This is a genomic window from Labilithrix sp., assembly GCA_019637155.1.
Taxonomy (GTDB): Bacteria; Myxococcota_A; Polyangia; order Polyangiales; family Polyangiaceae; genus Labilithrix.
Genome location: JAHBWE010000008.1, coordinates 246,814 through 268,286 on the forward strand (window position 1 = coordinate 246,814; position 21,473 = coordinate 268,286).

Sequence of the window (21,473 nt, forward strand, 5' to 3'; positions counted from 1 at the left end):
GATCAGCGACCGATGTTCCCGGCGATCGCCTCGGTGCCTTGCGAGCATTTGTTCATCATGTTGGTCGTCATCGATATCGCCTGCTGCCGCTGCGATACGAGCTGCTGCAGGATGATCATTTCGAGCTCCGCTGTCTTGCCGAGCTCCTCGCTGATGTCGCCAAGCGGCTTGACCTGCGCCTTCAGCTCATCGGCATTGACGCGATTGCGACCACCGACGTTAGCGACCGAGATGTCCGCGGCGATTCCGTTCCTCTCCGAGGTGCCCGACACGCCGGGCTTGTCCTCCACCCATTTGGGAGCCGGGCCGTCGTTGTAGCAAGCCGTCGATCGGAATTGCTGGAGCGACGCGATGACACCGTCTTTCGCCGTGCCCGGCGGCAAATGCTTGAGGACGTCGGCGTACGCTTCGAGGATCTGCCGTTTTTGCGCATGATCGTTCGGGTCGATGCCCTTAGAGCCATTGAGCATCTGCTGAAGCTTGTTGAGTGCCGCTTTGGCGTCGCGGACGCGTTGCTGCGTGTTCATCCGCGCCTTGATTTCACCGTTCAAGTCGTTGAGCTGCGTGGAGCAGTACGCGAGCAGTACATCGCCGTCGAAGGCTGCCATCTCCCCACCGCCGAGGAGACTGAGATCCCGAACCGGAGTCGTGGACGTGCCATTAATCGCGGTCATACCGATCTCCGTCAGGCGCGCAGGGCGAAGTTGAAGGTGGACACCCCCGCGGAGATCCGCGGGAGAGACACGCGCTCGACCTCGGCGAGGAACGACGCCGGGATCTCGAACCGTGCGTTCGGGTTCTCGGTGACGAAGTCTTCGAGGTTCGCGCGAGCAGCGTCGAGCTCACAGTCCTGCTGCTCGACCATTGCTTCGAGCATCTCCAGCGTCATTCCATTCATCGCTTCATATCTCCCGTTCTGGCGCGGTCTCTTCCCCGCGTGGTGGTGCCTGTTCGGTCGGCGGAGGGGCAGGTTGCGTCTTTTCTTCGAAGGCACGTAACTTCGCGAGATTCCGGCGTATCCTGGCGCGGTGAAGCTCTATACGAAGACTGGGGATGATGGGACGACGGGGCTCTTTGGCGGCGGGAGGGTCAAGAAGGCGTCGCTGCGGGTCGAGGCTTATGGGACCGTCGACGAGCTGAACGCGGCGCTCGGGGTCGCGCGGGCGGCGAAGCTCGAGGCCTTCACCGAGGGCGTGCTCGCGCAGGTCCAGGTCGATCTCTTCACGCTCGGGGCGGAGCTCGCGTGCGTGCCGGGCAAGGAAGCGAAGCTCTCGATGCAGCTCCTCGACGCCGGCGACGCCGCGCGGCTCGAGAAGGCGATCGACGACGCGGAGGAAGGGCTCCCGCCGCTCAAGACGTTCGTGCTCCCCGGCGGCAGCGCGCAAGCGGCGGCGCTCCACCTCGCGCGCACGATCTGTCGTCGCGCCGAGCGCGCGGTCCTCGCGCTCGATGACGCGCCCGCGCGCGGCGAGGTCGTGATCTACCTCAATCGGCTGAGCGATCTGTTGTTCGTGCTCGCGCGAAAAGCGAACGCCACGGCGAACGTCGAAGACGTCCCGTGGCATCCGCGGAAAAGCTGATCAGGCCGCTTCGAGGAGCTGCGTCGCGAGGAGCTTGCGGCCGCGGTGGAGGCGGCTCATCACGGTGCCGACCGGGACGCCGAGCTCGTTCGCGGCCTCGCGGTACGTCAGCTCGTCGAGGTCCACGAGCTTGAGGACGGTGCGGAACGTCTCGGGCAGCGCGTCGAGCTTGCCCTGCGTCGTCGGCGTGAGCGGCGCGGTCGCGTCCGGCGGCGAGAAGCGCTCCGGCATCGTCCACGCGCACGGGTCGGACGCGAGGACGCGGAGCGCGTTCTTCTCGCGACGCGAGCGGCGGTAGCGCGTGACGAAGACCGAGAAGAGGATCTGATAGACCCACGCGCGGAGGTTCGTGCCGCGCTCGTACTGCGCCGAGAACTTCAGCGCGCGCTCGACCGTGTCCTGCACGATGTCGTCCGCCGTCGTCGGGTCGCCCGCGAGGCGACACGCCCGGCCGCGGAGCTCGGGGAGAAGCGCACACAATCCCTCCGCGAGGGACTTCGTGTCGTGGGCAACGAGCGTGGTCGACGAAGAAGCGGTACGAACGGCGTTGGTCGGCATTGCGGGTGTCCTCGGGAGCAGGACCATTGCAGCCACGGTGCCATCCACCGAACCTCGAAAATCCCACGGGATCCGCGCGCCGGACACGCCCGCGTGTGTCCGCCGGAACGCGATGCGTGGCCAGGAACACGCTCTTACTCAACGTCGGGGCTTCGCCCCGACACCCCACCCCAGACACGGCCCTCGCGCTTTGCGCGAGGGTTGCTTCGCAACCGCTGGCGCGGCCGCTTCTGGGGCCCCTTCGCGCGACGGCGCGCGTCAGCTGGCGTCAGCTGGCGAGGAGGGCGGCGATGACGCCCGGGAGCTCGCCGGCGATTTCACCTGCGAGCATCCCGCGATCTCCGCGCTCCTTCGACCACGCGGCGCCCGCGACGCCGTGCAGGAAGGCGCCGGCCCAGGCGGCCTCGAACGGTGGGAGGCTGCAGGCGAGCGCGGTGATGAGGCCCGCGAGCACGTCGCCGGCGCCGGCGGTCGCGAGCGACGGCGAGCCCGAGCCGCTCACGACGACGCGGCCGTCCGGAGCGGCGACCACCGTGTACGCGCCCTTCAAGAGCACGACCGCGCGCGTCTGCTTCGCCGCGTCGCGGGCGGCGGCGAAGCGGTTCGCGTCGATGCTGGAGGCCTCCACGCCGAGGAGTCGGCCGAGCTCTCCGCTGTGCGGCGTGAGGATCGGCGTCGTCTTCGCGACCGCGAAGGCCGACGGCTTGCCCGCGAACAGCGTGAACGCGTCGGCGTCGGCGACGATGGGGCCCTCGAACGACTTGAGGACGGACGACGCGACCGCGCGCGCCCCCGCGTCGGTGCCGAAGCCGGGACCGATCAGCGCCGCCGCCTTCTTCGCGAGCACCGGCGCGAGCTTCTTCGCGTCGAGGCGCGCGACCATGACCTCCGGGATGCACGCCTCGAGGACGTCGGCCGCGCTCGAGACGATCGTCGCCGCCCCCGCGCCGCCGCGGAGCGCGCCCTGCGCCGCGAGGAGCGCCGCGCCGGTCTTGCCCGGCGAGCCGGCGAACAGCGCGACGTGGCCCGCGCGGTACTTGTGCGTGTCCACCGCGCGCTTCGCGAGCAGCGCGCGGACGTCGCTCGACTCGACCAGCGACGCCGCGCGCGCGTCGACGAGCGACGGCGGCACGCCGATGTCGACGACGTGCACGGTGCCCGCCTTCGCCGCGCCGCTCCCCGTCACGAGGCCGAGCTTCAGGTGCGCGAACGTCACCGTGAGGTCGGCCTCGATGCAGGGGCCGAGCGGAACGCCCGTGTCGGCATGGAGCCCCGACGGGACGTCGAGCGCCGCGACGCGCACGCCGCGTCCGCCGTCGTGCAGCGCGACGAGCACAAGGGCGAGCTTCGCGAGCGGGCCCGCGATCGCGCGATCGAGCCCCGTGCCGAAGAGCGCGTCGACGACGACGTCGGCCGCCGCGAGCGCGGGGCCGAGCGCGTCGAACGTCACCTCGCCGGGCCCCGCCGGGCCCAGCACCTTCGCGGAGCGCGCCCCTCGCGGTCGCGCGCGGACGAGGGCGGCATCGCCGCGCGAAGCGGAGTCGCCGCCGAGCGGCAGCGTCTTCGTCACGCCGCCGATCCCCGCCCAAGCCTCGTGGTTCGCCTTGCAGTCCGGCGTCTGCTTCCTCGCGTCGCCCGCGAGCCACACCTCCACGTTCGCGCCGCGCGCGAGGAGGTGCCGCGCGACGACGAAGCCGTCGCCGCCGTTGTTGCCCGTGCCCGCGACGACGATGACGCGCGCGCCCGCCGCGCGTCCGCCGAGCGCCTCTCGCTCGATCACGTCCGCCGCGCCGCGGCCCGCGTTCTCCATCAGGAGCAAGCTCGGCACGCCGCACGCCTCGATCGCGTGCTTGTCGAAGGCGCGCATCTGATCGCGCGAGAGGACCGGGATCACGGCGCGAGCCTCCCCACCGGCGTGCCCTCGAGCACCACGACCGCGACCGCGACGCCCGCGTCGTGCGTGATGCTGACGTGCCACGACTCGGCGCCGAACTCCTTCATCTTCGTGACCGCGTTGCCGGAGAGCTCCAGCGTCGGCCGGCCGCTCGGCGCGCGGCGCACCTGCACCTCGTGCCACCCCACTCCGCGCGCGCCGTCGAGCGCCTTCGCGAACGCCTCCTTCACCGCGAACCGCCCCGCGAGCGAGGTCGCCACGTCGCGCCCCGCGAGGTCGGCGCGCTCCTCTTCCGTGCAGATGCGCGCGAAGAAGCGATCGCCGTGACGCTCGAGCGCCTTTCGCATCCGATCGATCGAGCAGACGTCGATCCCCAGCCCCACGATCATGCGGCCCTCCCCTTCTTCATCGCCGCGAGCATCGCCTTCGTCGCCTCGCCGATGCCCATGAACACCGCGTCCGCGACGACGGCGTGACCGATGTTGAGCTCGACGATCTCCGGGATCGCCATCAGCGCCGGCACGTTCTCCGTCGTGAGCCCGTGCCCCGCCGCGATCTCGAGCCCGAGCTCGTGCCCGACCCGCGCCGCCTCGCGCAGACGATCGAGCTCACCCGCCTTCTCGTGCGCGTACTCGCCGGTGTGGAGCTCGATCTGCTCCACACCTAACGCGTGCGATGCCCGCACCTGTTCGAGGTCCGGCGCGATGAAGAGGCTCACCTTGATCCCGGCGCCCTTCAGGAGCGCGAGGTGCCGCGAGAGCGCCGGCGCGGAGCGCGCCACCTCGAGGCCGCCCTCGGTCGTGCGCTCCTCGCGCCGCTCCGGCACGAGCGTGACGACGTCGGGCATCGTCCTCCGCGCGATGGCGACCATCTCGTCCGTCGCCGCCATCTCCAGGTTGAACAGCGCCGCGCCCGCGAGCTCCGCCTTCAGCCGCGCGACGTCGTCGTCCTTGATGTGCCGCCGGTCCTCGCGGATGTGCGCGGTGATGCCGTGCGCGCCGGCCGCGAGACACATGCGCGCCGCGGCGACGGGGTCCGGGTACTTCGTCCCGCGTGCGTTCCGGAGCGTGGCGACGTGGTCGATGTTGATGTGGAGCCGCATCACGCGCGCACGCTAGCACGCGCCGTGCGTTGCCCGCTCAGTTGGTGGAGCTCGAGGTGCACCAACGCCCCTCGGTGACTGCGCCCTCGCACTCGGGCGGTCCGACTCTCTCGGACTCCTCCAAGGTGCACGCCTCCCAGCCCTCCGAGAGCCCTTGCTCCGACCGAAGCCTCTTCACCTTGGCGATCGCCGAGCCGGGGGCCGTTACGAGGAGCGCGTCCTCGACGCGACGATGGCATGGCCCATCGCTGGTCAGGCTGGTCACGTCGAGGCAGCCGAGGACGACCTTCGCATGCGTACAGCCTGCCGCGTCGTCACGGACCCAGCCGTGGATGGGCAAGCAGCTCGCCGGACACGAACAGGCCGGAAACGGACAGACCCCGTCGTGAACGACGGCGACCGCGACGGAGCCGCCGGTGTCTTCTCGGCTCGCGCACGCCGCGAGGAGCACCGAAAACACCACCGCGCGGATCACGACCGTCAGTCGTCTCCGCCGCCGCCGTCGCCTTCGTCTTCCGTCTTGGGCGTCTGCAGGATCTCGCCGTTCGGGCCGTCGCGGCGGACGATGACGGTCTTGCGGCCGACCGTGTCGACGTTCTCGCGCGCGACGAGGGTGATCACGTTGACGCCAGGACGGAGCGGCACCGTCGTGTCGAAGGTGAGCTTCTTCGGGTCCTGGCCGTTGCGGTTCGACTTGTAGAAGACCTTCTTGTTGCCGACGAAGACGTAGGAATCGAGGATCTTCTCGTTGTCCGTCGCGGTCGCCTTGATCTGCACCTTGTCGTCGCGCACCGAGAGCGCGACGGGCTGGATCTCCACCGCGGGCGGGAAGCGCCGCATCTGCTCCTCGAACGCGACGACCGCGGCCGGCTGACCGCCCGACTCGAGCTCCGCCGTCCGCACGAAGCCGAACCGGTTGTCGCCGAGCGTGACCTTCGTGAGCTCGCCCACCGTCGCGGTGACGTGCACCGCCGTGCCCGCGCCGAGGCGGCCGAACGCGCGCGCGCCCGGCTCCGGCGACTCGAGCAGCGTCGCGCCGCCGGTGCGCGCCTTCATCGCGCCGCTCGTGTTCGTGAGCGACGACGGCACCGCGATCGGCATGCGGACCTTCTCGATCACGTTCTCGCGCAGATCGCGATCGGCGATCGAGAGCTCCACCTTCGCCTCCGGATCGGCGAGCGGCGCCTCGACGTCGAACGCGAAGGTGAGCTTCTTCACCTCGCCCGGCTGCATGTTCGAGATGTCGAAGCGACCCTCGTGGAGGAGGAGGCCGTCGCCGGAGAGGTTCCGGAGGTTCGCCTGCGTCTCGTAGCTCTTGCCCTTGCCGACGTTCTTCACGCTCACGTACATCGTGAGGTGCTCGCCCTTCTGCACCTTGCCGTCGCCGTTGCCCTTGCGGACGTCGGCGATCTGGTAGCTGTACGCGAAGACCGGCCGCTCGAGCGCCTTCACCGCGACGCGGATGTCCTGCGCGGCCGGGTTGCGCCCGCGGGATTCGTCGAATTTCACACTAATACCGTCCTGGCGCGAGAACGTGTCGCGCGGGATCTTGCAGACGCGCGGCGCGTCCTTCGGGAGCGGCGCGGTCGAGCCGACCTTGTGGCCCTCGACCTCGCACCACCCGAGCGGGATGCTCGCCGTCTTCGACTTGCCCGGCTCGAGCTTGCCGATGACGAGCTCCTTGTTGTCGTAGAGACCGTTGTCGCTCTTGGTCACGGCCGCGAGGCGATGGAGCGGGACGGTGCCCTTGTTCGTCACCGTCACCTTGAGCGTCATCGGATCGCCGGCGGTGACCTCGTTGTTCGCGCGATCGGTCTCGAGCTTCACCTCGACCGGCGGCGCGGGCGAGCCCGGCGCGGACGAAGGCACGTCGGCGGGCGCGTCGCTCCAGTCGATGCCGAGCGCCTGGAGGTCGGCCGACACCTTCGCGAGCTCGCTCGAGCGCGTCTGCGCGATGAGGTCCTTCGCGGCGCGCACCTGCTCGAGGCGCTTGCCGTGCGGGACCCTCGCGACGAGGTCGCGCGCGAACTTCACCGGGAAGTCCTTCGCCGGGAAGTCGTTGCCGAGGACCTCGTCCGGATCGCCGCCGCGATCGCGGAGCTCGCGCCGCAGCGACTCGGGCAGGTTGTAGCGCACGACCTCGGACGGCTTCTGGCCCTCCTTGATCCGCGCGTTGACGAGGCTGCGCGAGAGGTCGCGCTCCTTGATCGAGCCGGTGTCGACGGTGAGGTCCATCTCCTGGCTGTCCGCCGTCATCGGGTCGAGCTCGATGTCCGGCGTCACGCCGGTGCCCTGGATCGAGATGTCGCCCGGCTCGGTGAGGTACTGCGCGATCGTGAGCTTCAGCGCGGCGCGGTCGGGGAGCTCCGTGAAGACGAGCTGGACGGAGCCCTTGCCGAAGGAGGTCTCGCCGATGAGCACCGCGCGCTCGTGGTTCTTGAGCGCGCCCGCGACGATCTCCGAGGCCGACGCCGAGGAGCCGTTGATGAGGAGCGCGATCGGGTAGTTCGGCTCGGTGCCCTCCGGGTGCGCGACCTTCTCCTCACGGTCCTCCCCCGCGCCGGGGTTGCCGACCGTGGCGACGATCGGGCCGCTCGTGAGGAACTTGTCGGCGACGCGCGCGGCCTGCTCGAGGAGGCCGCCGGGGTTCGAGCGGAGATCGAGGACGAGGCCCTTGATCTCGCCGTTCTTGCGGAGGCCCGCGAGCGCCTCGTCGAGGTCCTTCGCCGTGTTCGCCTGGAACTGCTTGAGGCGCACGTAGCCGATGCCGTCGCCGAGGCTCTTCGACTCGACGCTCTGGACCTTGATGACCTCACGCGTGAGCTCGAACGGTCGCGCCGTCTGCCAGCCCTCGGGCCCGTCGCGGCGGATCCAGACCGTGACCTTGCTCCCGGGCGCGCCGCGGAGGTGCTGCACCGCCTCGTTGAGGCCCATGTTCAGCGTCGACTCGCCGCCGATCTTCGTGATGCGGTCGTACTTCTTCACGCCGGCGCGGAAGGCGGGCGTGCCCGGCATCGGGTTGATGACGGTGAGCTGCTGATCGCGGATCGAGATGACGATGCCGAGGCCGCCGAACTGGCCGCTCGTCGACAGGTTCATCTCCTTGTAGGCCTCCGGCGAGAGCAGCACCGAGTGCGGGTCGAGCGTGTGGAGCATGCCGTTGCACGCCGCGTACTCGACCTCGCGGAGATCGACCTCGGTGCCCTTCAGGTTCTCCTGCACGAAGTCGAAGACCTCGCGGAGGCGCGCCGACACGTCCCAGAGGCCGAGCACGTTGTCGACGCGGAACGTCTTCTCCTGCGTGTCGACGCGCACCGTCACCGTGGGCGACGTCTCTTCGTGGATGACGATGATCTGCGCGACGTCGCGCTGCACGTAGTTGAGCGAGGACAAGAGCATGTCCTTCGGCTTCACGCGCTTCGGATCGACGTACTTGTCGCGGACGTTCTTGAGGACCTCGTTGACGACCTTCAGCTGCCGGAGGTCGTAGTTCCCCGCGTGGTGCTTCGGATCGCCGGTGCTCGCGACCGCGGGTGCGAGCCCGTCCCAGAGCCCTCCTCCGTGGAGGTGGATGGCGAGCCAGCTCGCGATCCCGAAGGAGACAAAGAGCGCAACGAACCGCAGTGCGCGCGAGGGAAGACGCATGGACTTCCAGTATAAACACCTGTCGCGCGGAAAAGTTTTTAGGCTTTACGAATTACGGCGACATAAAACCCAGCCAGGTTCGCGGCAGGCGTGTCGCACAGCCAACGTTCGGCGCTGCGCAACATTCCTCCGACGAGCGGGATGTCGATCGCGATCGCGGCCGGCGTGACGATGCGGATCCCGCGCGCGGCCTCGACGCGCGTACCGGGTGGGATGATCTTCGGCACGTCGAGCGGCGAGTCGAAGCGCGTGTAGACCGCACTTTCCCGCGTCCTATCGCTGATCTTGCCGGCCGGGCCGAGGCGCTTGGCGAGGCCGCGGAAGCTCCATGGGTTGTAGAGCTCGGCCAGGATGACGCCGCCCGGCTTCGTCACGCGCGCCATCTCGCGGAGCGCCTTGCCGATGTCGGGGACGTGGGCGAGCACCTTGAAGGAGCACGTCACGTCGAAGGTCGCGTCGTCGAACGGGAGCGCGGTGACGCTGCCCTCGTGCACGTCGAGCCCGCGGCTCCGCGCGAGCTCCAGCATGCCGGGGGAGAGGTCGATCCCGACTGCCTTGTGCGCGTGCTCGGCGATGCGCTCGAGGAGGAGGCCGGTGCCGCAACCGCACTCGAGCACGTCTTTGCCCGTGCCGTAGCGCGCGGTGAGCTCGATCTCGAGGTCGTCGACGAGGGCGTGGTAGCCCGCGGCGCGGTTCGGGCGGCGGTGCTTCTCGTAGCTCTTGCTGAACTCGTCGTAATAGGCACGCGTCTCGTGGTCGGTCATGTGCCTGGCCCCGGGTGCTTGGTCTTCGACGCCGCGAGCGACGACACGATGCGCGTCACGCGCCCGCGGAGCTCGGGTCCCTTCGGGATGAAGTCCTGCGCCCCGAGCTCGAGCATCAGCCCGACGTCGCTCGTCGATCCTCCGGCGCTCATCGCCACGACCGTCGACGCCTCGACGAGGTTCGCGCCGCGGAGGTACGTGAAGAGCTCGAAGCCGCTCATGCGCGGCATGTTGAGGTCGAGGAACACGAGCCGCGGCGGCTTCTTCCGGAACTGCTCGAGCGCCTGCTGCGCGTCGGCGGCGAGGATGATCTCCGCGCCCGGCGCCGCTTGCTTCACGTACATCGCGACGAGGCGCGCGATGTCGACGTCGTCGTCGACGATGAGGACGGAGAGCCCGCCCTCGCTCGCGCTCGTGCCGCGCTGGATCTCCTCCTTCGCGGTGCGGAGCTGCCACACCGCGGCGTCCATCGAGACGGGGCGATCGTTCGGCTCCTTCGCCATCAGCGACGAGACGAGCTCGGAGAGGCGCTTCGGCACGCTCACCGCGTCGGACAGCTTCGGCACCGGCGCGTCCGCGTGCGCGAGCAGGACGTCGACCGGGTCTTTGCCCGTGTACGGCAGCGCGCCCGCGAGCACGCGGTAGGCGAGGACGCCGAACGCGTAGACGTCGGCGAGGTGGCGCTCGGTGCCGAGCTGCGTGCCGGAGAAGATCTCCGGCGCCATGTAGTCGGGCGTCCCCGCGACGATGCCGCGATCGGGCTCGTAGTGCGCGCGCACGAGGCCGAGGTCCATCAAGACGACGCGGCCCGACGCGGCGAGGAGGATGTTCTCCGGCTTGATGTCGCCGTGCGAGATGCCGGCGCGATGGATCGCGGCCATGCCGTCCGCGATCGCGACGAGGACGTCGATGCGCTCGGCGATCGGCGTCGTGGACCCGAGCCGATCGAGGTGGTGCGCCAGCGTGAAGCCGGACACGTGCTCCATCACCATGTAGTCGATGCCCTCGTGGACACCGAGCGCGTACACCCCCACCACGCCGGGGTGCTTGATCGCCGCGAGCGCGCGCGCCTCGTTCCGGATCGAGAACTGCGCCTCGATGTCCGCGAAATTCGCCTTGATCGCGACGCGGCGCACGAGCCCGACGTCCTGCGCGTCGAACACCTGCCCCATGCCGCCGCGGCCGAGGACGGCTTTGATCTCGTACGCGTCCGAGACGAGCTCACCGATTTTGAAGATGGTCTTGGGGGTCGACTCGGACACGGAACCTGATGGCCCAGTCTACCTCAGTCGCACGCGCGACGTTCCAGCCAAGTGATGGTCGAGTCGCCGTAGAGGATCCACACCGCGCCGAGGGTGTCCTCGATCACGAGCACGTCCGTGACGTGCGCGGCGACCGCGATCTCCCCGAGCGACGCGAACGCGCCGTCGGCGTCGACCTTCCCGAGCTCGAGGATCTTCGGCGAGCCGACCGCCTTCTCGCGCGGACGCATGCGCACGATCCACGCCGTCTTGCCGTCGCGCGAGGGCGCGGCGCCCATCGGCGCGGGATCGAGGCCGTTGGGGTAGAGCGACCACTTGGTCGGGACGTTCTCCTTCGGCGGATCGTCGACCGCGACCATCGCCATCCCGAACTCGAGCGTGTCGCGCGGCATCGGGATGAACGCGAGCGCACGCTCGCCGATCGGCGCGACCTCGAGGTCGACCCCTCGCTCGGGCACGCCGCCGACGCTGAGCACGACGTCGGGCGCGAGGCTCAGCTCGCTCTCCTTCAGCGTCATCGTGCGCGCGTGGATCGGCACCATCGCCGTGCGCGTGTCGAGGTACACCGCGACGGCTTGGTCGGCGGGGCGCGCCTTCGTGCCCTTCCGCGCGAAGAAGCGCATCGTGGTCGCGCCCGCGCCTTCGTCGGAGAGGCGCTGCCCGACGCGATCGTCGAGCGACACGAACGCCTGCAGCATGTCGCCCTCCGTCGTCTTGTGCTTCTCGAGCCACGCGACGACGGAGTGGTCCGCCCCGAGCGGCGCGGCCGCGAGGCGCGTGCTCGCCGCCGCCTTCGCGCCGGTCACGGTCTTCACGTCGGTGGGACCGTTCGGTCCGAGCGTCGCGCGCGTGATCTCGCCGCCGGTCGTGGGGCAGTACACGAACTTTCCCGCGAGCTCGCAGCCCGGCCACCGCACGCCGACGAACGCCGTCGGCCGCGGCGGCACGAACGGCGGCGTGTTCTTCGGCGGCACGGGTGGGATCGCGACGGAGAAGGCGCGCGGCCGCCCGCCGTCGTTCACGATCATGCGGAGCTCGTGCCCCGCGACGTCGAGCGCGGCCGGACCGCGGAACGGCTGCTCGGCGGGACCCCACACGAGGCGGCACGCGGAGGCGCCCGCTTCGCCGAACGGCTCGTCGACCGACGCGGCGGCGTCGCTCGGCGGCGCGGCGTCGACGACGGGCGCGGGCGGCGCGGCGTCGGCGTCGGCGTCGGCGCTCGCGCGCGGCGGCGGCGCGGGCGCGGCGTCGGCCCCGGGCTTCGGCGTCTCGTCGCAATCCTTGCACGATGCAAGAATCATCGAGAGCGCGAGGAAGAGGTGCCGGCGCGACACGCCTCCGTTCTACATCAGGCGGGTTTTCGAGCGAACCGGCTTCGCTCAGCGTGGGTCGCAGTCGCTCGAGACCTCGAGGCCGTCGAGGGCGGCCCAGCCGTAGCGGACCTCGCCCGTCGTCGACGTGACGTAGCCGTAGATGAACTTCATCGCGCCCGCCGGCGTCGTGTACTTGTCGGTGCCCTTCGTGCGCGCGTAGAGCTTCGCGTCGAGCGACGGCGCGCCCTCCGCGGTCGGCACGTTGAGGCGCTGGAACTTGGTGCCGGCGGGGAAGATGTCCGTGTTCGCGCCGCCGAGATCGTCGCCCGGCACGTTGAACGAGAGCGTGCCGTAGACCTCTCCGTTCTTCCGGACCTGCGGGAGGTAGTCGTTCGGCTCCTTCGCCTCCCCTTCCTTCGCGCCGCGCACGACCTTCAGCGTGTCGAGGCGCGCGGGGTACGTCGTCCCGATCTCGTAACACGCCATCGGCGAGAGGTTCGCGCCCTTCGCGTCCATCTTCCCGATCGCCTTCGCGAGCGCCTCGCGATCGGCGAACGCATCGATCGGCACCCACCCTCCCGACGCGAGCCCGGTGCTGAGCGCGTAGACGTAGCGGACGCCGTCGATGCGCCGCGACTGCCCGTAGTTGAGCGTGAATTTCGAGAAGGTGGAGCGACCCATCTCTTCGCCGTTGCCGTCGACGACCGGCACGGGGCTCTTCGCGGGATCGACCGCCCACGTCTCGCCGCCGTCGGCGCGGCGCACGCGCTGGCCACCGGCGCGGAGCGAGCAGTTGTAGCGGCTCCGCTTGCAGGTCTCGCCGTTCTCACCGCGGGTGATCATCTCGCTCGCCTCGCCCTCGGGCTCGGCCTCCGGCTCGAGCTCGGCGCACGCGGTGAAGGCGACGATGATGAGAAGAGGCGCGAAGCGGAGGTGCATGTCGATGTGGGATGCAGTCGGCAGGCCACGCGTCCGCTGCGCACGGCGGGCGCGGTTTGCGCAGCCCGACGCGCAGTCACGGCGACGGCGGGTCAAGCCCCGCCCAAGGCGTCGATCCCCGGTGGCTGCGTCCGCCCCAGCTGCTGAAGACCGCTGCACCGGCACGAGAGGGCGGAAAAACCGAGGTGGCGTGCGCCGGTTGTGCAACGTCGCGCGCAGTGCCCCCGCCCGCGACCGCTGGCATCGTTCCTGCCATTACTGGCTTTCATGATGGCGAACGATCTCCCGCGTCATTTCCAGGCTCCGGCGCTCGGCATGCCGCGGACCCCGCGCGCGGTCTCGTTCTCGCTCCCGACGTCGGAGGACCTCATCGAGGTCGCCGAGCCGGCGCTCCCGTTCACGGAGAGCGACGCGTACCACGCGGTGTCGCCGGTCCTTCCGCGCATGGTGAGCGCGGAGGAGTCGCGGCTGCAGCCGACCGTGCGCGTCGGCGGCAGGTCGTTCCGCAAGGGCGCGGAGGCGCCGACGAAGTCGAGCCTCGCGTTCTTCGTCCTCATCGGTCTCTTCGTCGGCCTCTGCGCGTTCGTCGCGATGACGATCGCGCTCCCCGACGCCTCCGCGCACGCGAAGGCCCCCGCGCACGCGAAGCCGCCGACGACCGCGCGCGCAAACATGAACGCGAACGCGAACACGAACGCAGAGCGCGCCGACGCGAACGCGAAGCCCGCCGTCGCGATCACCGCACCGGAGACCGTAATCGCGAGCGACTCGGAGGCGTCGACCGCGAGCGCGAAGCCAACCGCCGCGCGCCGCCGCACGCCGTTCATCGGCAAGCGCACGCCGAACGCGAAGACCGTCGCCCTCCCGGCGAACCCCTACAAGCTCCCGTGACCGCGCAACCGCGCGCTCTCGACCTCGAGCGCCGCGCGCATCACGATCCTCACGACCTTCCGCCCTCACGCAGCCGCGCGAGCTCGGCCTCGAGCGCCGCGACGCGCGCCTCTGCTTCTCGCTGGCTCGCCTCTGCTTCTCGCTGGCTCGCCGCTGCCGCGCGCGCCGCTGCTTTCGCCGCGCGCGCTTTCTCCTCCGCCGTGCGGGCGCGCTCGTCGGCGGTCGGGAAGACGATCGTGGTCCCGTCGACGATGCGTCGGGCGCGCAGGCAGCACGGGTAGGTCTTCCCTTCCGCATACACGGCGTCGAGGTAGAGCTCGACGCCGAGAATGGCCGAGCGCGTGCGCTCCTTCTTCACGAGGCGCTCGACGAAGTCACCGCTCTTCCGGTCCCACGCGCGGAGGCGCGTGCCCTCCTTCGCGTCGACGTTGAAGACGTAGAGCTCCTTCACGCCCACCTCGGCGTAGCGCGCGAGCTTCTGGCGGAGGGTCCACCGCTCGTAGCTGTCGCTCGGGCTCAGCACCTCGAACGCGACGTCGGGCGCGCCGCGCTCCCAGCACATCCACGAGTCGAAGTCCTCGCCGTCGGGCACACCGGCCTTCACGAAGACGTCCGGCGCGAGGCATCGCTTCGGGTTGTTGGCTTGAAAGTACACGTATTGATCGGCCCCGAGCGTTCCGCTCTCGATCGGGATCGCCGCGCGGATGATCTGGTAGAGCGCGTTGCACAGATGATGATGACGGCGGCCTTGGGGCACCTTCTCGTCCTCCGGTTCGCTGCACGGGAAGTGCAGCGGCCGCACGGGACGGAGGTACTTCACGGACGACATGCCCATGCCCTCGACTTTATCCGCCCCAACGACCACACGCGAGTCGCAGCACGACGCATGCCGCATCTCGGCGCAAACGATCCCGCACACTTCGAGCCCGTGACCCTATGGCCGGGCCAGGCCAGGGCCAGGCCAGGGGCCACCTCGAGCCCCAAACAAAGTGCGCAACCGGTGCAGAGACGCGGCCGACCCGCGCGTCATGCTCCGTATCGCTCTCGTCGTCTTCCTGCTGTCCACCCTGCTCGCGTGCTCGGAGGAGGTGACGCTCATCGAGACGCAGCCGACGAAGACGATCACCTTCCAGACGACATGCGTGCGGAACCTCTGCGACCAGCGCTACGAGACGTCGCGACGGCAATGCTCCGAGTGCATGTCACTCGCGATGGAGACGATGGACCTCGCTCCGTATACCTCCGGACTATGCAACTCGATTTGCGCCGGGAGCCCCTGCACGGAGGACGACCGCGAGACCTGCGTCGAGGAATCGTTCGACCCGGTCGTCACGGGCTACCTCGACGTGGAGGTCCGCGATGCATGCGTTCGTATGCTCGAACACCGGAGCTCTTGCGGCGAGCATCAGTACGACACGTCGCTCTGCGAGCGGCAGGGCCGCGTGCTTCGGCACGAGCAGGCCGCGATCTTCGCCTGCCTGGCCACTTCGCGCTGCGGTGGTGACGACCGATGTGAGCTGCTGGCTCCCCAGCCGACCTCTTTCGGTGAGGAGCTCTGTGCTGCCTTCGCCGGGTGTGACGAGGAACGGACGCTCTCTTCGAAGACGCCGCGGACCTCGGCGAGGCTCACGTTCTCTTCGCGCACCGCGGCGTACCGGACGAAGCACGCGAACGCGTCATCGAGCGACGTGAAGCCGTTGTGGTCCTCCATCAGCCCGCCCTCTTCGTGACACCAGGTCCGCACCGTGCCGTCGGGGCAGACGAGCCAGTAGTTGCCGGCGCCGTCGTTGGCCATCGCGAAGGCGTCGGGCTCGACGTTGCGGAACTCGCTCGTGTCATGGCCCCACTCGACGTTGAAGTCGTACAGCTCGGGGAACGAACCGTTCTTCAGCCGCGCGTGCAACGCGTCGAACGCGCGCCGTGCGTCCGCCGGCAGCTTGGCGAGGAACGCTTCAGGCGGCGCGGCCGCGTCGCCCTTCTGCATCTTGCCCTTCAGGAGCGTCTGAATGTCTGTCTCGAGCTGACCGCCGGCGATGTAGTCTCGGGTATCCATCGGCCGGCGAGGCTATGGCATCTGCGCGCCGCCGCAACCTCCACCGCCGGTGAAGGGATATCCTCGCGGGTCATGAACGCGCTGATCGCGGCGGTCGAGGCGTCCTACGCCGCGACGGCTACTGGCGACGTGGACATGTGGCTGCGTCGCTCGACCGAGGCGCTCGCGCCGCTCTTCGCGCCGAGCTCGCGTTGCTCGCGCGCAAGCAAACGCCGGTCGAGTGATACGCTGGGCGCGCGATGCCCGAGCTGCCCGACGTCGACGTGTACATCGAGCACATCGCGGCGCGGACGAAGGGAAAGGCGCTCGAGAAGGTGCGGCTCGCGTCACCGTTCGTGCTCCGCACGGCGGAGCCGCCGCTCACGGCCGTCTACGGGCAGAAGGTCGAGCGCGTCCACCGCCTCGGCAAGCGCATCGTCTTCGACTTCACCGCGCTCCACCTCGTCATCCACCTCATGGTCGCGGGGCGCTTCCGGTGGAAGGAGCTCGGCGCCGCGATCCCGGGGAAGGTCGGGCTCGCGGCGTTCGACTTCACCGGCGCGGGCACGCTCGTCCTCACCGAGGCGAGCACGAAGAAGCGCGCGAGCATCCACCTCGTCGACGATGCCGGCCTCACCGCGCTCGACCCCGGCGGGATGGAGGTGCTCGGCTCCAGCGTCGCCGCGTTCGCCGCGAAGCTGCGGAGCGAGAACCACACGCTGAAGCGATCGCTCACCGACCCGCACCTCTTCAGCGGGATCGGGAACGCGTACTCGGACGAGATCCTGCACCACGCGCGGATGTCGCCGGTGAAGCTCACCTCGAGGCTCACCGACGCCGAGATCGAGAAGCTCCATTCTTCGATCCACGTCGTGCTGAAGGAGTGGACCGATCGCCTGCGCGCCGAGGCGGGCGAGGAGTTCCCCGAGAAGGTCACCGCGTTCCGCCCCGAGATGGCGGTGCACGGCAAATACGGCAAGCCGTGCCCGCGCTGCGGCGGCCCCGTGCAGCGCATCCGCTACGCCGCCAACGAGATGAACTACTGCCCGACCTGCCAGACCGAGGGCAAGCTCCTCGCCGATCGATCGCTCTCGCGCCTCATGCGCGGCGACTGGCCGAAGACGCTCGAGGAGCTCGAGGCGAAGAAGGCAGAGGGCCGCGCCGTCGTCGCGCCGCCGGCGCCGCCGCCGAAGAAGGGCAGCATCGCCGAGCGCGCGGCGTCGTTCATTCCGAAGCGCGGCGGGTGACGTTCACGATCTGCTTCTTCGCCTCGTCGACGTCGTATTCGCAGACGCCGATCGCGACGTGCCCCACCGCGTTGCGGGCCGCGTTCTGACGCACGGTCGCCTCGTCGCACGCGCACGGCGCCTTCGGCGGCGCGTCCTCGCAGCTCGGCGTCTTCGGCTGCACGAGCGCCCAGCGCCGGCGCTCGTGCGCGGCGACGAACGCGTCCGGCAGCTTTCCTTTCTCGAGGAGCGCGGCGTACGCGACGAGCGGCGCGCGCGCCTCGGCGGCGGTGAAGACGTCGCGCGGCGGTCGCTCCCCCTCCGCCGCGAGGATGGGCCCGACCTGCTCGATCGTGCAGAGCGGCTCGTCTTGTTTCGTGTCGCTCGCCCAGCCGAGCGGTCCCTTCTCGTTGCAGCGGAAGCTCGGGTGATCGAGCGGCTCGAGGCCTTGCGCGAGGAGCGTCTCTCGAACGCAGGGCGCCGGCGCGAGCGCGAGCGCGAGGTACACCGCCTCGGCGAGGAAGGCCTCCTCCCCTCCCCCTCCTTCGAGCGACTTCGGCCGCGTGCTCGCCACGTCGCACGCGATCGTGCCCGCGGCCTTCGGCTCGTACGCGAGGACCGCCCGCAAGAGCGCCGCGGCGGCGCGTGGCTCGACCCAGCGACGCCCGAGGTCGTGCGCCTTGATCGTGACGAAGGGTCGCTTGTCCGCGGCGCTGGTCCCGAGATCGACGACGCGCGCGGCGCGGGCGATCGCGAGCGGATCGGTCTGCATGAAGACGGGCCACATCGCCTTCTCGAGCGCGTCGGCCGGCGCCTTCGCGCGGACCTCGTCCCAGCCCGGTCCCGGGATCGACGCGGTCGCGACGAGCAGCTCGACGTTCGCGCTCGGTCCCTTCTCGCGCTCGAGCTCCGCCGCGAGCCCGAGCCGGCGCTCCTTCGTCTTCGCCATCTCCCAGAGCGGCGCGAGCGCGCGCGCGGTCTCGGGCGCCGCCGCGAAGTCGACCGGCAGGCCGACGATCGGTCCGACGAACACGCCCTCGCCGATGCGGTAGAGGACGCGCCCCTGCCCCGCCTTCGTGCGGTACGCGAGGCGCCGCCCGCTCTCGTCGCGCGTCACCACCGTGTCGGGCGCGACCTCGTCGGGCAGCTCCGTCTTCGTCCCGTCGAGCACGAGCGTCGCGCGCCCGCCGAGGACCTCCACCTTCGCGTCGCTCACGAGCTCCTTCGAGCGACACGAGATCGCGAAGAGCGACACGAGCAGGAGCGCCACCGGCCGCCGGATCACGTCCCGAGCATCGCCCCGCTCTCGCCAAGGCGCAACGCCGTGGTTATCGCTGTCGGGGTGCCTCGCCGGCTCGGCTTCCTCGACGGCCTCCGCGCCTTCTTCGGCGGGATCGGCTTTGTCCTGTTTCGCCCGAAAATGTGGGGCTGGGCCGCGATCCCTATCTTCGTCGCGACGCTGCTCTTCGGCGCGACCGGCGCCCTCGCGATCTGGGGCGGAGCGAGCCTCGCCGACCAGGTCCTCTCCGGGGCGACGAGCGGCTGGGCGGCGGCCGGGCTCTGGGGCCTCCGCGTCCTGTTCTGGATCGTGGGCCTCCTCCTCGCGTTCCTCCTCGCGCTCACGCTCGCGCAGCCGCTCTCGGGGTTCGCGCTCGACGCGATCGCGCGCCGCCAGGAGCTCGCCCTCGGCGGCCGCACGTGGCCGGATCAGCCTCTTTTCCCGTCGCTCTTCCGTTCGCTCCGCGTCACGCTCTTCGCCCTCGCGGTGAGCCTGCCGCTCCTCCTTCTTCTCTCGGTGGTCACGCTCCTCTTTCCGCCGGCGTCGGTCGTCACCGTCCCGCTCAAGCTCGCGGTCGCGGGGTTCGCGATCAGCTACGACTTCCTGGACTACCCGCTCGGCCTCCGCGGCGAGGAGGTGGGGGCGCGCGCGGCCTTCCTGCGCCGGCACGCGGCGGCGGTCCTCGGCTTCGGGCTCGCGGCGTCGGTGGTCCTCCTCGTGCCGGGGTTGGGGCTCCTCCTCCTGCCCTTTGGGGTGGCGGGCGCGACGCGTTTGGTAGTCCTTGCCGATCGGCCATGAAGCGTGTGAGGCTGAGCCGCTGAAATGAGCACGCCGCTGACGATCAACGACAAGGTCACGCTGCCCGGCAGCGATCTCGAATGGACCGCCGTGAGGTCTGGCGGCCCGGGCGGTCAGAACGTGAACAAGGTCTCCTCGAAGATCGAGCTCACGTTCGACTTCGAGGGGACGGTCGCCCTCCCGGACGACGCGCGCGATCGCCTCCGCAAGCTCGCGAAGGGCTCGCTCGACGCCGAGGGCCGCATCCTCGTGAAGAGCGAGAAGACCCGCGACCAGGCGAAGAACCTCGCCGACGCCCGCCAGAAGCTCAAGGAGATGATCCTCGAAGCGCTGAAGGTGCCGAAGGTCCGAAAGCCGACGAAGGTGAGCAAAGCGCAGAAGGCCAAGCGCGTCACCGAGAAGAAGAAGGTCGCCAAGAAGAAGGCCACGCGCAAGAAGCCGTCGAAGGACGACTGACTGCTCCTCGTCTCGCGCGCCCCTCGTCTCGCGCGTCGAGCACCTTCTTGTTTCAGTCGAGTTGCTCGAGCTCCTCGCACCGGAGGATACGCTCGCGCTCGACGTCGGTGACGGGAAGCTTGCGCGCGGCCAGGACGCTGAAGATCCCCTCGGCCTTTCCTGCGGATGCGCTCCGGTTTCGTGTCGGCGGCCTGGGGAGGGCCGCGGCGCCATCACCGAGAACAGGAGGTCCGTGCGCTGCTCCGCGAGCGCACGCTCCACGAACGTCCCCGGCTCGTGCCGCCACCTCCGCGGGCAGGATCGCTTGCAGCTCGCCCCGGCGCGTTCTCCGGATCCGAGAACACGTGCCTCAATCGCAGCGGGACATCATGCGGGCGGCGCGGGCGCGGAGCTTGTTTCGGAGGAGGTCGACGTCGTCCATCTTGTCGGGGGTGAACGTGAGGCGGGCGCCGTCGGCGACCTCCTCGAAGCGTGTCTGCACGGGTGGGAGGTGGACCGGCTGGATGCCGTGGCGTCCGCCGCCCACGCCGTGCCAGCCGTCGTGGCCAACGCCTGCGCCCCTCCCCGCTCCGTGGAGCGCGGCCGCGTCGCGGGCGCGGCGTCGGAGCTCGTCGAGGCGATCGGGCGTCGTCGTGAAGAGCAGCGTCGCGCCCGTCGCCGTCTCGTCGAACTGGATGTGCGCGTTCTCGACGCCGAGCGGGCACGTCGCGCGGATCCGACTCGCGTCGAGCGTCCGCGGAGGTCCCGCGACCGGCGGCGGCTTCTCCCCGCACGCCGTGACGAGCACCGCGAGCACGATCGCCGCCCCCGCACCTCGAACCGCCGGCAACCATCCCTCGATCGACATCGCGCTCGCCTTCGAAGCACGTCGCGCGCCAGCGTGCGCGACGCCGTTTCCGCGTGCACACGCCCCTTCGGCGCGCATCTGCCCCTTCGGCGCGCATCTCGTGCACCGGCCGGCGCACGCCGTGCGCGATCAGGGCCGGCGCGGCTTCGGGACGAGGACCTCGACCAGATCGGCGATCACGCGCAGCTCGTGCTCGTCGGCGGCGTCGATCACGACGGGCGCGTAGCGTGGGTTGAGCGAGCGAAGGGTCACGCGCTGCGTGCCGTCCGGTCGCCGGCGGGTCTCGAGCATCTTCAACGCGAACGGTCCGCCGAGGCCCTCGGCCGAGAAGACGGGGTGGGCCACCAAGACCGCGCGGCCGCGAAAGGGCGGCGGCGCCGGCGGACCGAAGAGGCAGACCGCGCCGTCCGGGATCCGAGGCTCCATCGAGTCGCCCTCGATCTGAGCGACGAACTGCCGCTCGGGAGGAGGACCCTTCCGCGGGAGGATGACCCAGCCGAGCGCTTCGACGACGCGACCGCCGTCCGCGAACGCGCCCGCGGCCGCTCGGAGCGTCATCACCGGAACCGCATGGACCGGCCGCCGCCCTCGCATCGTCGACGGACGCACGCGGTACCCCGCAGCGCTCAGGCGCACGAGCGGCGTCGGTCGGACGACCGCGTGCGTCGCGGCCGGCGTCTTCGCGTTGGGGTCGGCCGCCGCGATGAGCGCGTACACCGTCGTGCCGAGCTCCGTCGCGATCCGTTCGAGCGTACGGAGCTGCAGGTTCTGCTTGCCCGACTCGATCCGCTGGTAGTTCGTGGGCGCCGTGTCGAGCCGGGCGGCGAGGGCCTCCTGCGTCATCGAGATCGCCTCCCGGCGCCGGGCGATCGCCCGCGCAACGCAAT

The 21,473-nt window shown here is 70.2% G+C and carries 22 protein-coding genes; 5 read left to right on the forward strand and 17 right to left on the reverse strand.

The genetic code is table 11. The features are described from left to right. Nucleotides 1-2 precede the first annotated feature (2 nt). Both KF837_18820 and KF837_18825 read right to left on the reverse strand, forming a co-directional pair. A complete protein-coding gene (locus KF837_18820) occupies nucleotides 3-608 on the reverse strand; it encodes a hypothetical protein (GenBank protein ID MBX3229378.1) in 606 nt (201 codons plus the stop codon). Nucleotides 609-685: 77 nt separating this feature from the next. Then, on the reverse strand, nucleotides 686-889 hold the full coding sequence (locus tag KF837_18825) for a hypothetical protein (GenBank protein MBX3229379.1): 204 nt from the start codon (nucleotides 887-889) through the stop codon (nucleotides 686-688). Nucleotides 890-1,028: 139 nt separating this feature from the next. Between KF837_18825 and KF837_18830 the strand changes: the two genes are divergently transcribed. After that, nucleotides 1,029-1,580, forward strand: coding sequence for a cob(I)yrinic acid a,c-diamide adenosyltransferase (locus KF837_18830; GenBank protein ID MBX3229380.1), 552 nt, complete (start codon nucleotides 1,029-1,031; stop codon nucleotides 1,578-1,580). Here the strand turns inward: KF837_18830 and KF837_18835 are convergent, their stop codons facing one another. The 10 genes from KF837_18835 to KF837_18880 form a co-directional block, all read right to left on the reverse strand. Then, nucleotides 1,581-2,165: an RNA polymerase sigma factor gene (locus KF837_18835; GenBank protein MBX3229381.1), complete on the reverse strand. Its 585-nt coding sequence runs from the start codon at nucleotides 2,163-2,165 to the stop codon at nucleotides 1,581-1,583. Between the two features lie 241 nt (nucleotides 2,166-2,406). Continuing rightward, complete coding sequence (locus KF837_18840) at nucleotides 2,407-4,032, reverse strand: NAD(P)H-hydrate dehydratase (protein ID MBX3229382.1); 1,626 nt, start codon at nucleotides 4,030-4,032, stop codon at nucleotides 2,407-2,409. Continuing rightward, on the reverse strand, nucleotides 4,029-4,421 hold the full coding sequence (locus KF837_18845; GenBank protein MBX3229383.1) for a holo-ACP synthase: 393 nt from the start codon (nucleotides 4,419-4,421) through the stop codon (nucleotides 4,029-4,031). Before KF837_18845 ends, KF837_18840 begins: the two co-directional genes overlap by 4 nt. Continuing rightward, complete coding sequence (locus KF837_18850) at nucleotides 4,418-5,134, reverse strand: pyridoxine 5'-phosphate synthase (protein ID MBX3229384.1); 717 nt, start codon at nucleotides 5,132-5,134, stop codon at nucleotides 4,418-4,420. Before KF837_18850 ends, KF837_18845 begins: the two co-directional genes overlap by 4 nt. Before the next feature lie 37 nt (nucleotides 5,135-5,171). Then, a complete protein-coding gene (locus tag KF837_18855; protein MBX3229385.1) occupies nucleotides 5,172-5,609 on the reverse strand; it encodes a hypothetical protein in 438 nt (145 codons plus the stop codon). A 5-nt stretch (nucleotides 5,610-5,614) separates the two neighbouring features. Further along, nucleotides 5,615-8,779 carry a PDZ domain-containing protein gene (locus KF837_18860; GenBank protein MBX3229386.1) on the reverse strand — a complete coding sequence of 1,055 codons (3,165 nt, stop codon included), beginning with the start codon at nucleotides 8,777-8,779 and terminating at the stop codon, nucleotides 5,615-5,617. A 38-nt stretch (nucleotides 8,780-8,817) separates the two neighbouring features. After that, the gene (locus KF837_18865) at nucleotides 8,818-9,543 is read right to left on the reverse strand and encodes a methyltransferase domain-containing protein (protein ID MBX3229387.1); all 726 of its coding nucleotides are present in this window, start codon (nucleotides 9,541-9,543) and stop codon (nucleotides 8,818-8,820) included. Beyond that, complete coding sequence (locus tag KF837_18870) at nucleotides 9,540-10,805, reverse strand: protein kinase (protein MBX3229388.1); 1,266 nt, start codon at nucleotides 10,803-10,805, stop codon at nucleotides 9,540-9,542. Before KF837_18870 ends, KF837_18865 begins: the two co-directional genes overlap by 4 nt. 23 nt (nucleotides 10,806-10,828) lie before the next feature. Beyond that, the gene (locus KF837_18875; protein MBX3229389.1) at nucleotides 10,829-12,139 is read right to left on the reverse strand and encodes a hypothetical protein; all 1,311 of its coding nucleotides are present in this window, start codon (nucleotides 12,137-12,139) and stop codon (nucleotides 10,829-10,831) included. A 45-nt stretch (nucleotides 12,140-12,184) separates the two neighbouring features. Beyond that, complete coding sequence (locus tag KF837_18880) at nucleotides 12,185-13,057, reverse strand: hypothetical protein (GenBank protein ID MBX3229390.1); 873 nt, start codon at nucleotides 13,055-13,057, stop codon at nucleotides 12,185-12,187. Between the two features lie 270 nt (nucleotides 13,058-13,327). Between KF837_18880 and KF837_18885 the strand changes: the two genes are divergently transcribed. After that, entirely contained in the window at nucleotides 13,328-13,948 is a 621-nt protein-coding gene (locus KF837_18885) for a hypothetical protein (protein MBX3229391.1), read from the forward strand. Nucleotides 13,949-13,997: 49 nt separating this feature from the next. Here the strand turns inward: KF837_18885 and KF837_18890 are convergent, their stop codons facing one another. Beyond that, nucleotides 13,998-14,777: a Uma2 family endonuclease gene (locus KF837_18890; GenBank protein MBX3229392.1), complete on the reverse strand. Its 780-nt coding sequence runs from the start codon at nucleotides 14,775-14,777 to the stop codon at nucleotides 13,998-14,000. A 576-nt stretch (nucleotides 14,778-15,353) separates the two neighbouring features. Next, complete coding sequence (locus tag KF837_18895; GenBank protein MBX3229393.1) at nucleotides 15,354-16,001, reverse strand: hypothetical protein; 648 nt, start codon at nucleotides 15,999-16,001, stop codon at nucleotides 15,354-15,356. A 239-nt stretch (nucleotides 16,002-16,240) separates the two neighbouring features. Between KF837_18895 and KF837_18900 the strand changes: the two genes are divergently transcribed. After that, on the forward strand, nucleotides 16,241-17,227 hold the full coding sequence (locus KF837_18900) for a formamidopyrimidine-DNA glycosylase (GenBank protein ID MBX3229394.1): 987 nt from the start codon (nucleotides 16,241-16,243) through the stop codon (nucleotides 17,225-17,227). On the opposite strand, the gene KF837_18905 is transcribed toward KF837_18900, so the two are convergent. Continuing rightward, the gene (locus tag KF837_18905; protein ID MBX3229395.1) at nucleotides 17,205-18,491 is read right to left on the reverse strand and encodes a hypothetical protein; all 1,287 of its coding nucleotides are present in this window, start codon (nucleotides 18,489-18,491) and stop codon (nucleotides 17,205-17,207) included. The genes KF837_18900 and KF837_18905 overlap by 23 nt on opposite strands. Nucleotides 18,492-18,548: 57 nt before the next feature. Here KF837_18905 and KF837_18910 point away from each other — a divergent pair, with 57 nt between their 5' ends. Together KF837_18910 and arfB are read left to right on the forward strand one after the other, a co-directional pair. Next, nucleotides 18,549-19,283, forward strand: coding sequence for an EI24 domain-containing protein (locus KF837_18910; protein ID MBX3229396.1), 735 nt, complete (start codon nucleotides 18,549-18,551; stop codon nucleotides 19,281-19,283). 24 nt (nucleotides 19,284-19,307) lie between these two features. Continuing rightward, nucleotides 19,308-19,739, forward strand: a complete 432-nt coding sequence (arfB, locus tag KF837_18915; GenBank protein MBX3229397.1) for an aminoacyl-tRNA hydrolase — start codon at nucleotides 19,308-19,310, stop codon at nucleotides 19,737-19,739. A 349-nt stretch (nucleotides 19,740-20,088) separates the two neighbouring features. On the opposite strand, the gene KF837_18920 is transcribed toward arfB, so the two are convergent. Both KF837_18920 and KF837_18925 read right to left on the reverse strand, forming a co-directional pair. Beyond that, the gene (locus KF837_18920) at nucleotides 20,089-20,586 is read right to left on the reverse strand and encodes a hypothetical protein (GenBank protein ID MBX3229398.1); all 498 of its coding nucleotides are present in this window, start codon (nucleotides 20,584-20,586) and stop codon (nucleotides 20,089-20,091) included. A 129-nt stretch (nucleotides 20,587-20,715) separates the two neighbouring features. Continuing rightward, the gene (locus KF837_18925; protein MBX3229399.1) at nucleotides 20,716-21,429 is read right to left on the reverse strand and encodes a LexA family transcriptional regulator; all 714 of its coding nucleotides are present in this window, start codon (nucleotides 21,427-21,429) and stop codon (nucleotides 20,716-20,718) included. Between the last annotated feature and the right edge of the window lie 44 nt (nucleotides 21,430-21,473).

What these genes read in the sequence shown, in the direction of transcription:
- KF837_18820 (MBX3229378.1), bottom strand. Translation starts at nt 608, where the DNA reads ATGGCAGCCTTCGACGGCGATGTACTGCTCGCGTACTGCTCCACGCAG.
- KF837_18825 (MBX3229379.1), bottom strand. Translation starts at nt 889, where the DNA reads ATGACGCTGGAGATGCTCGAAGCAATGGTCGAGCAGCAGGACTGTGAG.
- KF837_18835 (MBX3229381.1), bottom strand. Translation starts at nt 2,165, where the DNA reads ATGGTCCTGCTCCCGAGGACACCCGCAATGCCGACCAACGCCGTTCGT.
- KF837_18845 (MBX3229383.1), bottom strand. Translation starts at nt 4,421, where the DNA reads ATGATCGTGGGGCTGGGGATCGACGTCTGCTCGATCGATCGGATGCGA.
- KF837_18850 (MBX3229384.1), bottom strand. Translation starts at nt 5,134, where the DNA reads ATGCGGCTCCACATCAACATCGACCACGTCGCCACGCTCCGGAACGCA.
- KF837_18860 (MBX3229386.1), bottom strand. Translation starts at nt 8,779, where the DNA reads ATGCGTCTTCCCTCGCGCGCACTGCGGTTCGTTGCGCTCTTTGTCTCC.
- KF837_18865 (MBX3229387.1), bottom strand. Translation starts at nt 9,543, where the DNA reads ATGACCGACCACGAGACGCGTGCCTATTACGACGAGTTCAGCAAGAGC.
- KF837_18880 (MBX3229390.1), bottom strand. Translation starts at nt 13,057, where the DNA reads ATGCACCTCCGCTTCGCGCCTCTTCTCATCATCGTCGCCTTCACCGCG.
- KF837_18885 (MBX3229391.1), top strand. Translation starts at nt 13,328, where the DNA reads ATGGCGAACGATCTCCCGCGTCATTTCCAGGCTCCGGCGCTCGGCATG.
- KF837_18890 (MBX3229392.1), bottom strand. Translation starts at nt 14,777, where the DNA reads ATGTCGTCCGTGAAGTACCTCCGTCCCGTGCGGCCGCTGCACTTCCCG.
- KF837_18895 (MBX3229393.1), bottom strand. Translation starts at nt 16,001, where the DNA reads ATGGATACCCGAGACTACATCGCCGGCGGTCAGCTCGAGACAGACATT.
- KF837_18900 (MBX3229394.1), top strand. Translation starts at nt 16,241, where the DNA reads ATGCCCGAGCTGCCCGACGTCGACGTGTACATCGAGCACATCGCGGCG.
- arfB (MBX3229397.1), top strand. Translation starts at nt 19,308, where the DNA reads ATGAGCACGCCGCTGACGATCAACGACAAGGTCACGCTGCCCGGCAGC.
- KF837_18920 (MBX3229398.1), bottom strand. Translation starts at nt 20,586, where the DNA reads ATGTCGATCGAGGGATGGTTGCCGGCGGTTCGAGGTGCGGGGGCGGCG.
- KF837_18925 (MBX3229399.1), bottom strand. Translation starts at nt 21,429, where the DNA reads ATGACGCAGGAGGCCCTCGCCGCCCGGCTCGACACGGCGCCCACGAAC.